Origin of the sequence: Paenibacillus phocaeensis, assembly GCF_900021165.1 — a bacterium.
GTDB lineage: Bacteria > Bacillota > Bacilli > Paenibacillales > Paenibacillaceae > Fontibacillus > Fontibacillus phocaensis.
In genome coordinates this window covers 625394-638493 of the sequence record NZ_FCOQ01000018.1, presented here as the reverse complement: position 1 = coordinate 638493, position 13100 = coordinate 625394, and the positions used below count along the sequence as shown (strand labels likewise).

The following is a 13100-nucleotide window of genomic DNA, read 5'->3' as shown; positions in this document are numbered from 1 at the left end:
ATGATAACGCTTCATTCAGCGTAAAATCTCCTGCAGCGCCGCCTTCGTGATCCGGGAATGGGACGTGTTCCAGACGGCTTGTCCCTCCTTGACCAGGATGGCTTGAGGGGATTCATGCTGGACGCCAAGCCGCTCGGCCGCCTCATTGGATACGTCCCGGTTCTCGATGACGTAAATCAGCCCGTATGTAACGTCTTCACGCGGAGTCCCATTCAAGTAAGCCTCCGCTTCCTTATGTGCCCCGGCGCTGATCGGGCAGCGGGTACTGTGCTTCAACAGCAATAGCGGCTGACTGAAGGAGCGTTCCATCGCATCATTCAGCTCCTGGATCGATTGTATTCTCATCCATTTGGACATGACGTTTCATCCCCTTTTGTTCGAATAAGAATCTCCAGATGTTCTGTTGATATCTTAACAAAAAGAGAAATGAAAATACAACATCATTTACAAAGTGATTTGCAAAAATCGAGTAAAGTCGTCAATTGGCCCTAGAAAGTTGTCGATTCTTGACATAATTAGACAATTGAGAAAGCCGTTTGGAGATGTCGTTCATCCAGTCCAGATCGCCGATGTTCTTCGCTCCCCCGTACAAGTCCAGCAAGAGGTTGATTCGCTCCTCGCATTGCTGCTCGAGCAGGCTCTCAAAGGAAGCGCTCTCGGTTCGGTTCCATTGGCGGTAAATGCCGAAGATCAGATCAGCCAGCTCGTTCCGCTCGGTAAAATATACGCGGCCGTGAGGCTGCTCCTTCTTAAGCTCGGCCAGCATGTCCGTCAAATCCGACTTTACTTCCGGAAGCACCTCGTAATAGCTGCAATCCTCGCACTCGTAGATGGGAACGCGATCGATTTCATAGATTCCTTCAAAAATGACCAGCCTGAAGCCTAGGTTCATCATTTCCCCGCAATGACAGTGCTTTCGCACGGTACCACCTCATCTTAGTCCTCTGCATTTTATTTTTCGATGATTTATCGTGTATATAGATCTTATTCGACCCGTCTGCGAGAATCTCCTTCTGTTGGCGAATGATACTTTAAATTGCCATATTTGGAAAGGTTTCAGAAACCGCCGGGCATAGTAATAGTCATCATTTTTGATACAATTAAAATATTGATTCGAATTTTCGTCAAGCACCATAAAAGACAGGAGGAGTTGGATTTGAGATTAACTGGCAAAAGAATTATTGCTCTGGTGGATGAGGAATTTGAGGATTTGGAGCTATGGTACCCGATCTACCGCGTTCGCGAAGAGGGGGCTGAAGTGCATTTGGCCGGTCCGGTGAAAGGCAAAAAATACATCGGAAAATACGGCGTCCCCGCCGAAGCGGAATGGGCCTTTGAGGAAATCGATGCCAGCGCGTATGACGGGATTCTGGTCCCGGGCGGCTGGGCGCCGGACAAGCTGCGGCGTTACGATAAGGTGCTGCAGCTTGTCCGCGAGCTACACGGAGCGAAGAAGCCGATCGGGCAGATCTGCCACGCCGGCTGGGTGCTCATCTCCGCCGGAATCCTGAAAGGCGTGACCGTAACGTCCACGCCGGGCATCCGCGACGATATGCAAAACGCCGGGGCGATCTGGCTCGACGAGCCCGTCGTTGTGGACGGGCATATCATCTCAGCCCGCCGTCCGCCGGACTTGCCGGCTTACGGCAAAGCGTTCGTGGATGCGGTGGCTGAACTGCGGTAGCCGTATCGGCTCTCCTCCGTCCTGCCCTGAAACGGTGTGACATGATTTGGACATGACTGACGACGCACCGGGCAAAGTTCCCCGCGCCGCGCCTGCTCCCGCCAAATGTAAAAGTGCAGTCTATTCTAACCGAACTCCCCGAAATTCGGGATTCAAATGCAAAAGTGCAGTTCACATCGGCTATAATGACCTCATTGGGTCCGATTCGCCAATATCAAATGCACTTTTGCATTTCAACGAGCCTCGCGGGCGCTTTCGACAAAAACCGCCTGCACTTTTGCAGTTCAGGGGTCAAATTGCACGAACAAGCAACCCCTTCATTCCGAGCCTGAAACGAAATAAGCCGTCCCCTGAGTCGAACCCGACTTAGGGGACGGCTTATTTTATTCGCAGGATCGTCTTATCTGCTCAACCGCTCCTGCTCCAGCTCCTGCGCATAGCGGATCAGCTCGGCTTCGACCTGATCGCTGGTCGACAAGCGGTAGCAGGCGGCGCCCACTTCCTTGCTCTCCCGCGCATCGGAGTTCAAGATGCGGTGCTTCACCCGCAGCAGCGCCTGCGGCGACATGCTCAGATCGGTGACGCCCAGATGCAGCCAGAGCGGCACCGCCTTCTCGTCCCCGGCCATTTCGCCGCAGACACTGACGGTGATGCCCGCTTCTGTGGCCGATTGCACCGTTTGGCGCAGCAGCCGCAGTACCGCCGGATGGAACGGATGGTACATATGGGCGATCTTCTCGTTCATCCGGTCGACGGCCAGCACGTACTGGACCAGGTCGTTCGTGCCGATGCTGAAGAAGTCCACTTCCTGAGCCAGCAGATCGGCAATCGCGGCCGCAGCCGGAATTTCTATCATAATGCCCACTTGAATATCGGGGTCATAGGGGAGTCCACGCCGGGTCAAGTCCTGCTTGGCTTCCTCCAAAATCGCTTTCGCCCCGCGGATTTCCTCCAGCGAAGAGATCATTGGATAGAGGATCTTCATTTTGCCGTAGGCGCTGGCGCGCAGCACCGCAGCAAGCTGCGTCCGGAACAGCTCGCGGCTGTCCAGACTGATGCGGATCCCGCGATAACCCAGCACCGGGTTCTCCTCTTCCTGCAATTCGAAGTATTCCAACTGCTTGTCGCCGCCGATGTCCAGCGTCCGGATGACAACCGGATGCGGCCCGGCTTTCTCCGCGACTTGACGATACACCTCAAATTGCTCGTCTTCGCCTGGAAAAGTGGATCGGTCCATATACAAAAATTCCGTGCGGAACAAGCCTACGCCCTCCGCTCCATGCTTCAAAGCCAGCTCCAAATCCTTGACGGAGCTGATATTCCCGGCAAGCCGCAGGCGTACGCCGTCTTTGGTCACCGCCTCCACAGCGGCCAACAGTTGCAGTTGCTCCTTGCGGCGACGCTGTTTCTCCGCCAGCTCCGTGTACCGCGTGACGACGGCCGGTTCGGGATGGAGGTAGACCAATCCCTCGTCCCCGTCGATCACCAGCATATCGCCGGTTTGCAGCGGCTCGGCCAGCTTGTTCTCGAGCCCCGATACAAGCGGAATACCAAGCGCTCGCGCCATGATCGCCGAGTGCGACGTTTTGCCGCCGGCCATCGTGACCATGCCCAGCACATTCTCCGGATTCAAATGCACCAGTTGGGAGGGGGAAAGCTCCTTGGCCACCAATATATACGGCTGCGTATCCGCGGGCAAGGTGATGTCCGGCGTCCCAAGCAAGTGCTTGAGCAAGCGATTGCCGACATCCTTGATGTCGAGCGCCCGTTCTTTCATATATTCATCGTCCAGCAGGTCAAACATCGTGACAAAATGGTCGATCGCTTCCTTAACGGCCACTTCCGCCGCCTTGTATTGGCGTTCGATGATTCCCCGGATCTCGCTCATAAAGACGGGATCCTCCAGGATCGCCAGATGGGCGTCAAAAATGCCGGATTCCTCCGCGCCCACCGTCTCCTTAATCTCGTTCTTCATCACTTCGATTTCGGTCTTGGACGTGCGAATGCCTTCGTACAACCGCTCGAATTCCTTGGCGAGATCCACCTTCTCCATTCGGCGATCCGGTACGTCCCATTCCCAGGCGGGCAGCACAAAAGCTTTGCCGATGGCGACGCCCCCTGCTGCTCCGATCCCCTGTATCATGTAGTGACCCCCTAGTCCTGCTTGTAAGTTCCATTCTAATAAGAGTTCAAAAATCAGCTTTTCAGCACCGAGAAGGTTGGATGAAGCTAGGGACTGAGTAGCACAGCGTACATAGAGGTACGTGAGCAACGGAAGGCCCGGCTGAATTCAAGATTCGATGTCGAATAAGCTTCAGGTATAGCTTCGTGATCAAAAGATGATTTATGAACTTCCTCTATAGGATGCCCTCTGTCTATTTCATTATGGTAATCCTAGCCCCTTAAATTTGTCAAAGGAAAAACGAGAAGCCAAAAAAGGGCCCTCCGGTTCGGACGGGTCCTCTTGGCATAATTCGTTTAACTTCGTTTTCCGATCAAAATACTGTCCTCGACCTTGATGCAGCGGTCCATAATGACGGTCAGACCGCCTTTCGAGGCGATTTCATACGCTTCCTCACTCACGATCCCCAGCTGCAGCCAGAGCACGCGTGCCCCGATCTTCACCGCTTCCTCCGCCACCGGCGGCGTCTGCTCGCTGCGGCGGAACACGTTCACGATATCGACCGGCTCCGGGATGTCCGACAAGCTTGGGTATACCTTCTCGCCCAGGATCTCCCCGCTTACCATCGGATTGACCGGGATGATGCGATACCCGTTCTGCTGCAGCGCTTGAGCGACCATGTACGAGGTCCGGTCGGTTTTGTCCGACAGCCCGACCACCGCAATGTTCCCGGCACTCAGCAGAATCTCCTTAATTTCCTCACGGCTTGGATTTTCAAATGCCATTTGCAATGCCTCCTTATGCTGACGCCGGCCCCAGCCGACGCCTTGCCTCTTAGTTCAAGTTTATTCTACCCGTTCCACAGATGCGCCAAGCGAGACGATATGGTCAAAAAATTGCGGATACGACTTCGCCACATGATGGGCGTCCTTAATCACCAGCGGCTGCCGGCAGCGCAAGCCGACAACAGTCAATGCCATAATGACGCGATGGTCGTAGTGCGCGTTGATCGTCACGCCGCCTTCCAGGCCGGATGGGCGGCCATGCACGATAATCTCCGCCTGGCGCTCCTCCACGTTCGCTCCGGCTTTCCTCAGCTCGGTCAAGAAGTCCGTGATCCGGTCGCATTCCTTATAACGCAAATTCTCCACGTTATAGAAGCGGGACGTCCCGTCCGCGAACACCGCAGCCGCCACCATCGCCAGCACGGCATCGGTCGCCGCATCGCCGTCGAATTCCACCGGCCGCAGCCGGCCGTTCCCTTGCACATGCACCGTACCGTCCCGATGGGTCAGCGGTACGTCCATCATCTGCAGGACGTCCACGACGGCGCGTTCCCCTTGCTTGCTGCGCTCCGCCAGCCGGTGCACCTTGACGTCCGACTTCGTCACCGCGGCTGCAGCCAAAATCGCCGCCGAGCCGGGATAATCGCCCTGCACGGTGTACGTCTTGGCCTGGTAGCTTTGCCCTCCGGGCACGCGGAAATGCATATAATCGTCGCTGGCATGGATCACGATGCCCGCCTGCTCCAGCACCTCCAGCGTTTGCCCGACGACCACCTTCGATTTCAGGTCGTTCAGCACTTCGATCTCGCTGTCTTCGGCCAGCAGCGGCGTCAGGAACAGCAAGGCGCTCAGGTACTGCGAGCTGACCGAACCGGATACCCGGATCTTCCCGCCCTTCGGCGCCCCGCCGCGGATCGTTATCGGCAGGCGGCCTTCGTTGTGGCTGACCTCGACGCCCAGTTGACCCAGCGCATCAATGAGATCGTCATGCGGACGTTTCCCCAGCGAATCCGGAAACGTGTTCACGAACGTCACCTCCGGGCACAATGCCGCGATCGCCATCAGGAAGCGCAGCACCGCGCCGGCGTTGCCGACATTCAGCTCCTTCACATCCTTGGGCCGACGCCCAAACCCGGTGATGACGATCTTCTCCTCGTCCTCTTCCAGCACCGCGCCCAAATCGGCGATACAGCGGCGCATGGCATCGCTGTCCTCACTGTGCGCCGGGTAATATACCGTGCTTGTCCCTTCCGCCAAAGCGGCAACCAGCAGGTACCGGGTCGTATAGTTTTTGGAGGACAATGCTCCGATTTCGCCCTTCAGCTCCGGCGTAGGCCTTACGATAACGTCCATAGTGTTCACATTCCCCTTTAGTGTAATTAATCAAGAACCGCGGTAATGCGTTAAAATCTCAGCCGCCACCTGTTCCGCGCTCTTGCCCGAAGTATCGATCGTCAGATGGGCAAACGTATATGCTTCCTTCCGCTCCTCCAGCAGCGCCGTCACCCGTTCCTTCGCGCCTCCGGCCAGGAGCGGCCGGCCCGGATCCTCTCCAACTCGCGCGATAATCTCCGCCGCCGTCGCCTGGAGCGCCACAACCAGACCGCCGTCCCGCATGACCAAGCGGTTCTCTTCGCGCAGTACGGCGCCCCCGCCGGTCGCCAGCACGATTCCGCGCTCCTGCAGCGTTCTCCGCAGCGCGGCGGACTCCAGTTCACGGAAGTACGCTTCCCCTTCCGCCGCGAATAGGTCCGGAATCGTCCGTCCGGCTTCCGCGGCAATCCGCTGGTCGAGATCGACGAGCGTCAACCCGGTCTCGGCCGCCAGAAGCGAGCCAACGGTCGACTTCCCCGTGCCCATCATGCCGATCAACACGATATTGCTTAGCGGTTGATGTCCCATTCTTTTCACCTACTTGCGCAGAGTAAACTTTTTCATATCATAACACAGGCCCATCAATTTTCAACTCGAAAAAAAAGAAGCCGGAAGAGACGTAATCGTCCCTCCGGCTTCGTGGCAAACCGTTCGCTTCGGCTTAGAACCATTGATGATGGAATACGCCTTCCTTGTCAACGCGCTTGAACGTGTGCGCTCCGAAATAATCGCGCTGCGCTTGCAGCAGGTTGGCCGGCAGGCGTTCCGTGCGGTAGCTGTCGTAATACGACAAAGCGCTCGCAAAGCCCGGCACCGGAATCCCGTTCGCCACGGCGGCGGATACAACGTTGCGCCAGGCGTCCTGGTAGCTTTCCACGACATTTTTGAAGTAAGGGTCGAGCAGCAGGTTCTTCAACGCCGGGTCGCGGTCGTACGCTTCCTTGATGTTATGCAGGAATTGAGAGCGAATGATGCAGCCGCCGCGGAAGATCATCGCGATATTGCCGTACTTCAAATCCCAGCCGTATTCGTCGGAAGCGGCGCGCATTTGCGCAAACCCTTGGGCGTAGGAGACGATCTTCGAAGCGAACAGCGCTTTGCGCACGTTCTCGATGAACTCCTTCTTATCGCCGCTGAACGCTTGCTTCGCCGGTCCGTTCAGGATTTGGCTGGCGGCCACGCGTTCTTCCTTCATCGCGGACAGGAACCGGGAGAAGACCGATTCGGTAATCATGGACAGCGGCACGCCCAGGTCGAGGGCGCTTTGGCTTGTCCATTTGCCGGTTCCCTTCTGGCCCGCGGCATCCAGGATCACGTCAACCATCGGTTTGCCGGTTTCTTCATCGTATTGAGAGAAGATGTCGGCGGTGATTTCGATCAGATAGCTGTCGAGCTCGCCTTTGTTCCATTCGCTGAAAATCTCGTGCAGTTCCTTCGCATCGACGCCCAGCACGTCTTTCAACAGATGGTAAGCTTCGCCGATCAGCTGCATATCGCCATATTCGATGCCGTTATGCACCATTTTCACGTAATGGCCGGCTCCGTCCGGACCAATATATGTACAGCAAGGGTCCCCGTTCACCTTGGCGGAAATCGCCGTCAAAATCGGTTCAACCAGCTTATACGCGGATTCCTGGCCGCCCGGCATGATCGCAGGTCCTTTCAAAGCGCCTTCTTCGCCGCCGGATACCCCGGTGCCGATAAAGCGGAACCCCTTGGCCTCCAGCTCTTTGCTGCGGCGCTGCGTATCCGGGAAATGCGCGTTGCCCCCGTCGATGATAATATCGCCTTGATCCAGGTACGGCAGCAATTGTTCAATCGTGCTGTCTGTCGCCGGACCAGCTTGTACCATGATTAAAATTTTACGCGGCGTTTCCAGCGAGTTCACGAACTCTTCGATGGAAAACGTGCCGACGAGATTTTTGCCTTTGCCTTCGTTTTCGAGCAGGTCATGCGTTTTTTCCGGGGAGCGGTTAAACACCGACACGGTAAAGCCCCGGCTTTCAATATTAAGGGCCAAGTTCTTGCCCATGACGGCCAAGCCGATGACGCCGATTTGTTGTTTTGACATGGTCTCCATCCTTTGCACACTATATTTTTTTCAATAGTATCATTTTAACTCTTTTGTGTACAGAAGTGAACCCCGCGCCATTCGCCCAAAAAACAACCCCCAACGCCGTGGGAGCCAAGGATTTGCCTTTGGATTGACTTGGGTAGGTTGCCGAAATCGAACAGGCACTCCCTCCCTTAGGATGAGCTTTTTCCCGGGTTACCATTCCAACTGCATCAACTCGAGCCGCAGCTTGCGCAGCTTCTCCTTGCAGGCTTCGGAGGCTTCGGCGTCCCCTTGCTGGATCGCTTCGAACAATCGTTCCAGTTCGGCGTCGAGTTCCTCCTGCAGCTGCGCCAGTTGCTGCTCCGCGGATTCGGATGCGAACAATTCGGCCATCTGCGCCGTGTCGACGACCGGCCCTTTTTGATAGATGACGCGATGCTCCATTCCCGAGATTTCAACCAGACGTATGACTTCCCCGAACAAAATATTCTCGACCAGGATCTGACGATCCTTAAACCGTTTGACCACCGCATGACCGCGCAGATCCCCGATCAGCTTCTCCAGCCATTCGGCCAGCTTGACATCCCGAATGACGTAATCGCCTACCAGCTTGTATCCTTTGGGAAGACGCTGAAACCGCAGCTTGGTCAGCTTTCGTCCGGTGCGGACCGAGATGATAAAGAGCGATTCGTTCTCGCTCCAATATAAAGAATACCCGTCTTGGATCAAGTCGCGGATCAATTGTTGAATGTGCCGGCGGTCGAATCGGAGTTCCAGGTTGCAGTATTCCACTTCGTAACTTTTGTTCACGGCACTCCCTCCTAACGGTTTACCTTATTTTATACTTCATCTTATGTAAGGGAACTTGGTTTATTGATTATTTTTACCCGGTACGGGCCGGGGATGACGCAGAAAATATGTTATACTGGTACCGTGCAAATCGCACCGCATCAGATTCATGCTCAAGTTGGAGGTATTTATCGATGTCCTTTCAAGGATTTACGACACAAGATTTCGACGCCTTAACCGTCCCCGGCCTGGAGCCCCGGATGGAAGCGATCATAAGCCGCATTAGACCGAAGCTGGAGACGCTGGGCACGGAGCTGGCTCCCTTCTTGTCCGCCTTAAGCGGGGAAGAGATGTTCCCGCATGTGGCCAAGCATGCCCGCCGGACGGTCAACCCGCCGAACGACACATGGGTCGCCTGGGCGGCCAGCAAACGCGGGTATAAAGCGCTGCCGCATTTTCAGGTGGGGATGTTCTCCACGCATCTGTTCATCATTTTCGCCGTGATTTATGAAAGTCCGAATAAGGCCGTGTTTGCAAATTACCTGGACAAGCAGGCAGCACAGATCAAGAAGACAATTCCGGCCGAATTCTACTGGTCCCTGGATCATATGAGTCCGGAAGGGACGCTGCACCGGGATACCGATGCCAAGCAGTTGAAGGCCTGGGCCGGACAGCTGAAGACGGTGAAGAAGTCCGAAGCCTTGTGCGGGTTGCGGCTGGAACGGAACGACCCGATTGTGTCCGACGGAAGCAAGCTGATTCACACCGTCGAAGAGACGTTCCAAACGCTGCTGCCGCTGTACAAGAACGCGTTTTAGGTTCGCCTCCCCTCGCTTGCCCTCAAACGCATCAAGCCTCCCCTGCCTTACGGCTTCGGGGAGGCTTTTGGCGTGCGAGCGAGGCCGATATGCAGGAAGAAGAGCAGCGCCATCGTAGCCGAGCTGGCCAGAAACGGAGCGTTCGGGCCGATCAGGTCCCACATCTTGCCGGAGATGATCGGCCCGGCGACCATGCCCGAGCCCTGGATCGTCAGGAACAAGCCCCAGACCGTCCCCTTCTCCCCGCTGGGGAGCATATGCGAGATCATCGTGTCCCACGTCGGGAGGATAAACGCATAGCTGCAACCGATCAAGATCACGAGCAACCAAACGAGCGCCACCTCCCGCGTCAGGGCAAACAAGCCGATGGACACCGCCGCCAGGGCGAAGCCGGTATGCAGAAACCAGCGTGTCCCCAGACGGTCGACCAGCTTGCCGATCGGAATCAGCCCGAGGACGGTAATCCCGCCGCCGACGACAAGCATGGCGCTGAAGGTCTCCGGCGACAGCCCGAGCTCGCTGCGAACATACAGCGTGATCACCGGCGTCAGCAGACCGACGGCGAACGATTGGAGGAACAGCGCCGGATATAACAGCGGGCTGACGTTCAGATGCGTGCGAATATGACGAAAGGAGGCGCGCATTTGCCTCCAGATCCCCCCGCTCTTGGCAAAGGGGGAGGCGTCTCCCGAGACGGCGGATTTCGCCTTGCCTGCGGCGGCAGTACCGCCCGATTTTCCCGGCAAGAACAACGACACCAGGACGACCAGCGCTATGCATCCGAGCAGGAACCAAAACACGGGCCGATAGGAATCATGCAGGAAAAAGTTGATGATCACGGGCCCAAGTCCGGTTCCCCCAAGGCTGGAAATCTGAATGACGCCCATCGCCGTCGCAAAGTTGTTGTTCTCCTCCGTGACGGCAGTGATCCCCATTAAGACGCAAGGCCACAGCGGCGCGGTTCCGATGCCCAGCAGCGCGCAGCCAAGCACGAGAAACCCCATGGACGGGAGAAACGCGATCATCGCCACGGCGCCGAGCGTGATGCACAGCCCCAGGCTCATCGTCCGGCGAAAGCCGATTCGTTCAATCAGCCAGCCCGCCGGGCTGCGAAACAGATTATCCCCTATATACTGCATCGAAAAAGACAAACCGATTGCAAACGCGCTAAGGCTCAACACATCCCCCATGTAGACCGGCAGGATGGATACGATTAACGACCCCTTGACGAATTCCACCAAAAACATGATAAGCCACAGGCTGGCGAACGTGGGATTCAGCCATTTTTTTCGCGTGATTCCGCTTGTCAGTTCCACGAAAAAGCCCCCTCTCCTGGTTTCCGATCACGTCTTCCTTCTCATTCTGTCCGTTTTACTCGGCAATTTAACCCGCATTCCGTCAATTTTGCGTAAAACCGTCGTCATTCGCTTGCATTCCGGGCGCATTTTGCTATACTCAAGCTTGTTTGAAAATTATGTAGACGAAAGGCAGGGATGGCCCGTATGGATCATCAAAGCACGCCGCTCTTCACTGCGCTGAAAAAGCACGCGGCCGGCAATCCCGTTCAATTTCATATTCCCGGGCACAAGAAAGGGCTCGGCACCGATAAAGAATTCCGCGAGTTCATCGGCGACAACGCCTTGTCCATCGACTTGATCAATATCGCTCCCCTGGACGACCTGCACCAGCCTACCGGCGTCATCGAAGAGGCGCAAAAGCTGGCCGCAGACGCCTTTGGCGCCGACTATACCTATTTCTCGGTGCAAGGGACCAGTGGGGCCATCATGACTATGATACTATCCGTTTGTTCGCCGGGTGATAAAATTATCGTCCCGAGAAATATTCATAAATCCGTGATGTCGGCGATTATTTTCGCCGGAGCGAAGCCGGTCTTTGTCTCGCCGGCGCAAGACGCCAATCTCGGCATCGATCACGGGATTACAACCTCTTCCGTCCGCCGCGCGTTGCAGCGTCATCCCGACGCCAAGGCGGTTGTGGTGATTAACCCGACGTATTTCGGCGTTTGCGCCAACTTGAAGGAAATCGTCGATCTGGCCCACAGCTTTCACGTGCCGGTATTGGTCGATGAAGCGCATGGCGTGCATATTCATTTCCATGAGAAACTGCCGATGTCGGCCATGCAGGCGGGAGCCGATATGGCAGCCACCAGCGTGCACAAGCTCGGCGGTTCGATGACGCAAAGCTCGGTTCTCAACCTGAATACCAAGAATGGTTACGTTAACCCGCAGCGCGTACAGACGATCATCAGCATGCTGACGACCACGTCCACCTCCTATCTGCTGCTGGCTTCCCTCGACACGGCGCGCCGCAATCTGGCGCTGCACGGACGGGAATTGGCCGAACGGGCCATGGAACTGGCGCATTACCTGCGGTCGGAAATCAACCAAATCGAAGGCTTGTATTGCTTCGGGCGGGAGATTTTAGGCGGAGAAGCGACGTATGACCATGATCCGACCAAGCTGACGATTCATGTCCGGCACTTGGGAATTACCGGATATGAGACGGAAAACTGGCTGCGCGAGCACTACAACATCGAAGTGGAGCTCAGCGACATGTACAACATCCTGTGCCTGATTACGCCGGGGGACACGCAGGAAACGGCTGAAATTTTGCTGACCGCCCTGCGCGAATTGTCCAAAACCTACTATAAAGAAAATAACGCCAACGAGCTGATCGTCAAGATCCCGGAAATCCCGCATCTTTCCCTGATTCCGCGGGATGCCTTCTATGCGGATACCGAAGTGATTCCGTTTAAGGAATCGGCCGGGCGGATTATCGCCGAGTTTATCTACGTGTATCCGCCGGGGATTCCGATTCTGCTTCCGGGCGAGGTCATTTCCCAGGACAATATTGACTATATCGTGGATCACGTCGAAGTTGGCCTGCCGGTGAAAGGGCCGGAGGACCGGTATATCGATAAGGTTAAGGTGATTGTGGAAGCCGATCCGATTTTCTGAGTCAAAGTAATCAAAAAGCTCCCCGCTTCCGGGGAGCTTTTTATCTTAAAACCAGGGGACGAAACTCAGATCAGGCTTCATCCATTTGGGCGACAAGCTCGTTATAAGCTGCTTCCACCTGTTTCCATTCTTGTTCGTCTTCGATATTGTAAAGCACCATTTCCTCGTTCTCTTCTTCCATGCGGAGAATGATGCCGTCCGCTTCCGGATTGTTGCGCTCGAGCAGCAGCGCGTATACTTTCTCGCCAACGTCGAAAGTTTCGACAAGAACCATCTCTACGTCGTTCCCCTCTTCGTCGGTCAGCGTCAACACAAACTCTTCATGCTCATGATCATGGTCATGATCGTGGCCGCATGCTTCGCCGTGTTCGTGATTGTGGTCGCTCATGAAATTACCTCGCTTTAAGTATGTTTTAATGGAGCAAAGCAGGGTCTCCCGCTTCTTTCCCCCGTATCGTAACACTTTTGGGTGGGACAGGTCAATTTTCGTGAAT

At 55.7% G+C, this 13100-nt stretch carries 13 protein-coding genes; 3 read left to right on the top strand and 10 right to left on the bottom strand.

Annotated elements, in window-relative coordinates; all coding sequences use genetic code 11:
• Positions 1-15: 15 nt before the first annotated feature.
• Positions 16-357, bottom strand: coding sequence for a bacillithiol system redox-active protein YtxJ (ytxJ, locus tag BN3795_RS12980; RefSeq protein ID WP_068785063.1), 342 nt, complete (start codon positions 355-357; stop codon positions 16-18).
• A gap of 121 nt (positions 358-478) precedes the next feature.
• Complete coding sequence (locus BN3795_RS12975; RefSeq protein WP_068785062.1) at positions 479-922, bottom strand: hypothetical protein; 444 nt, start codon at positions 920-922, stop codon at positions 479-481.
• A 234-nt stretch (positions 923-1156) separates the two neighbouring features.
• On the opposite strand from BN3795_RS12975, the gene BN3795_RS12970 reads away from it, so the two are divergent.
• Entirely contained in the window at positions 1157-1684 is a 528-nt protein-coding gene (locus tag BN3795_RS12970) for a type 1 glutamine amidotransferase domain-containing protein (protein WP_068785061.1), read from the top strand.
• A gap of 400 nt (positions 1685-2084) precedes the next feature.
• Here the strand turns inward: BN3795_RS12970 and ptsP are convergent, their stop codons facing one another.
• The 6 genes from ptsP to BN3795_RS12940 all read right to left on the bottom strand — a co-directional run bounded on the left by ptsP (position 2085) and on the right by BN3795_RS12940 (position 8831).
• Positions 2085-3827: a phosphoenolpyruvate--protein phosphotransferase gene (gene ptsP, locus BN3795_RS12965; RefSeq protein WP_068785060.1), complete on the bottom strand. Its 1743-nt coding sequence runs from the start codon at positions 3825-3827 to the stop codon at positions 2085-2087.
• 335 nt (positions 3828-4162) lie between these two features.
• Positions 4163-4591: a CoA-binding protein gene (locus tag BN3795_RS12960; protein WP_068785059.1), complete on the bottom strand. Its 429-nt coding sequence runs from the start codon at positions 4589-4591 to the stop codon at positions 4163-4165.
• Between the two features lie 60 nt (positions 4592-4651).
• A complete protein-coding gene (gene aroA, locus BN3795_RS12955; RefSeq protein ID WP_068785058.1) occupies positions 4652-5944 on the bottom strand; it encodes a 3-phosphoshikimate 1-carboxyvinyltransferase in 1293 nt (430 codons plus the stop codon).
• Between the two features lie 30 nt (positions 5945-5974).
• A complete protein-coding gene (locus BN3795_RS12950) occupies positions 5975-6493 on the bottom strand; it encodes a shikimate kinase (RefSeq protein WP_068785057.1) in 519 nt (172 codons plus the stop codon).
• A gap of 133 nt (positions 6494-6626) precedes the next feature.
• Complete coding sequence (gene gndA, locus BN3795_RS12945) at positions 6627-8036, bottom strand: NADP-dependent phosphogluconate dehydrogenase (RefSeq protein WP_068785056.1); 1410 nt, start codon at positions 8034-8036, stop codon at positions 6627-6629.
• 198 nt (positions 8037-8234) lie between these two features.
• Entirely contained in the window at positions 8235-8831 is a 597-nt protein-coding gene (locus BN3795_RS12940; protein ID WP_068785055.1) for a hypothetical protein, read from the bottom strand.
• 173 nt (positions 8832-9004) lie between these two features.
• Between BN3795_RS12940 and BN3795_RS12935 the strand changes: the two genes are divergently transcribed.
• Complete coding sequence (locus BN3795_RS12935) at positions 9005-9628, top strand: YktB family protein (RefSeq protein WP_068785054.1); 624 nt, start codon at positions 9005-9007, stop codon at positions 9626-9628.
• A gap of 47 nt (positions 9629-9675) precedes the next feature.
• On the opposite strand, the gene BN3795_RS12930 is transcribed toward BN3795_RS12935, so the two are convergent.
• Positions 9676-10944, bottom strand: coding sequence for an MFS transporter (locus BN3795_RS12930; protein ID WP_068785053.1), 1269 nt, complete (start codon positions 10942-10944; stop codon positions 9676-9678).
• Between the two features lie 186 nt (positions 10945-11130).
• Between BN3795_RS12930 and BN3795_RS12925 the strand changes: the two genes are divergently transcribed.
• Positions 11131-12606, top strand: a complete 1476-nt coding sequence (locus BN3795_RS12925) for an aminotransferase class I/II-fold pyridoxal phosphate-dependent enzyme (RefSeq protein ID WP_068785052.1) — start codon at positions 11131-11133, stop codon at positions 12604-12606.
• A 70-nt stretch (positions 12607-12676) separates the two neighbouring features.
• Here the strand turns inward: BN3795_RS12925 and BN3795_RS12920 are convergent, their stop codons facing one another.
• Positions 12677-12994, bottom strand: coding sequence for a DUF1292 domain-containing protein (locus tag BN3795_RS12920; protein ID WP_068785051.1), 318 nt, complete (start codon positions 12992-12994; stop codon positions 12677-12679).
• Between the last annotated feature and the right edge of the window lie 106 nt (positions 12995-13100).

Bases quoted from the DNA above. Each gene is read 5' to 3' on its own strand.
- ytxJ (WP_068785063.1), bottom strand. From the start codon at position 357: ATGTCCAAATGGATGAGAATACAATCGATCCAGGAGCTGAATGATGCG.
- ptsP (WP_068785060.1), bottom strand. From the start codon at position 3,827: ATGATACAGGGGATCGGAGCAGCAGGGGGCGTCGCCATCGGCAAAGCT.
- BN3795_RS12960 (WP_068785059.1), bottom strand. From the start codon at position 4,591: ATGGCATTTGAAAATCCAAGCCGTGAGGAAATTAAGGAGATTCTGCTG.
- aroA (WP_068785058.1), bottom strand. From the start codon at position 5,944: ATGGACGTTATCGTAAGGCCTACGCCGGAGCTGAAGGGCGAAATCGGA.
- BN3795_RS12950 (WP_068785057.1), bottom strand. From the start codon at position 6,493: ATGGGACATCAACCGCTAAGCAATATCGTGTTGATCGGCATGATGGGC.
- gndA (WP_068785056.1), bottom strand. From the start codon at position 8,036: ATGTCAAAACAACAAATCGGCGTCATCGGCTTGGCCGTCATGGGCAAG.
- BN3795_RS12935 (WP_068785054.1), top strand. From the start codon at position 9,005: ATGTCCTTTCAAGGATTTACGACACAAGATTTCGACGCCTTAACCGTC.
- BN3795_RS12925 (WP_068785052.1), top strand. From the start codon at position 11,131: ATGGATCATCAAAGCACGCCGCTCTTCACTGCGCTGAAAAAGCACGCG.
- BN3795_RS12920 (WP_068785051.1), bottom strand. From the start codon at position 12,994: ATGAGCGACCACAATCACGAACACGGCGAAGCATGCGGCCACGATCAT.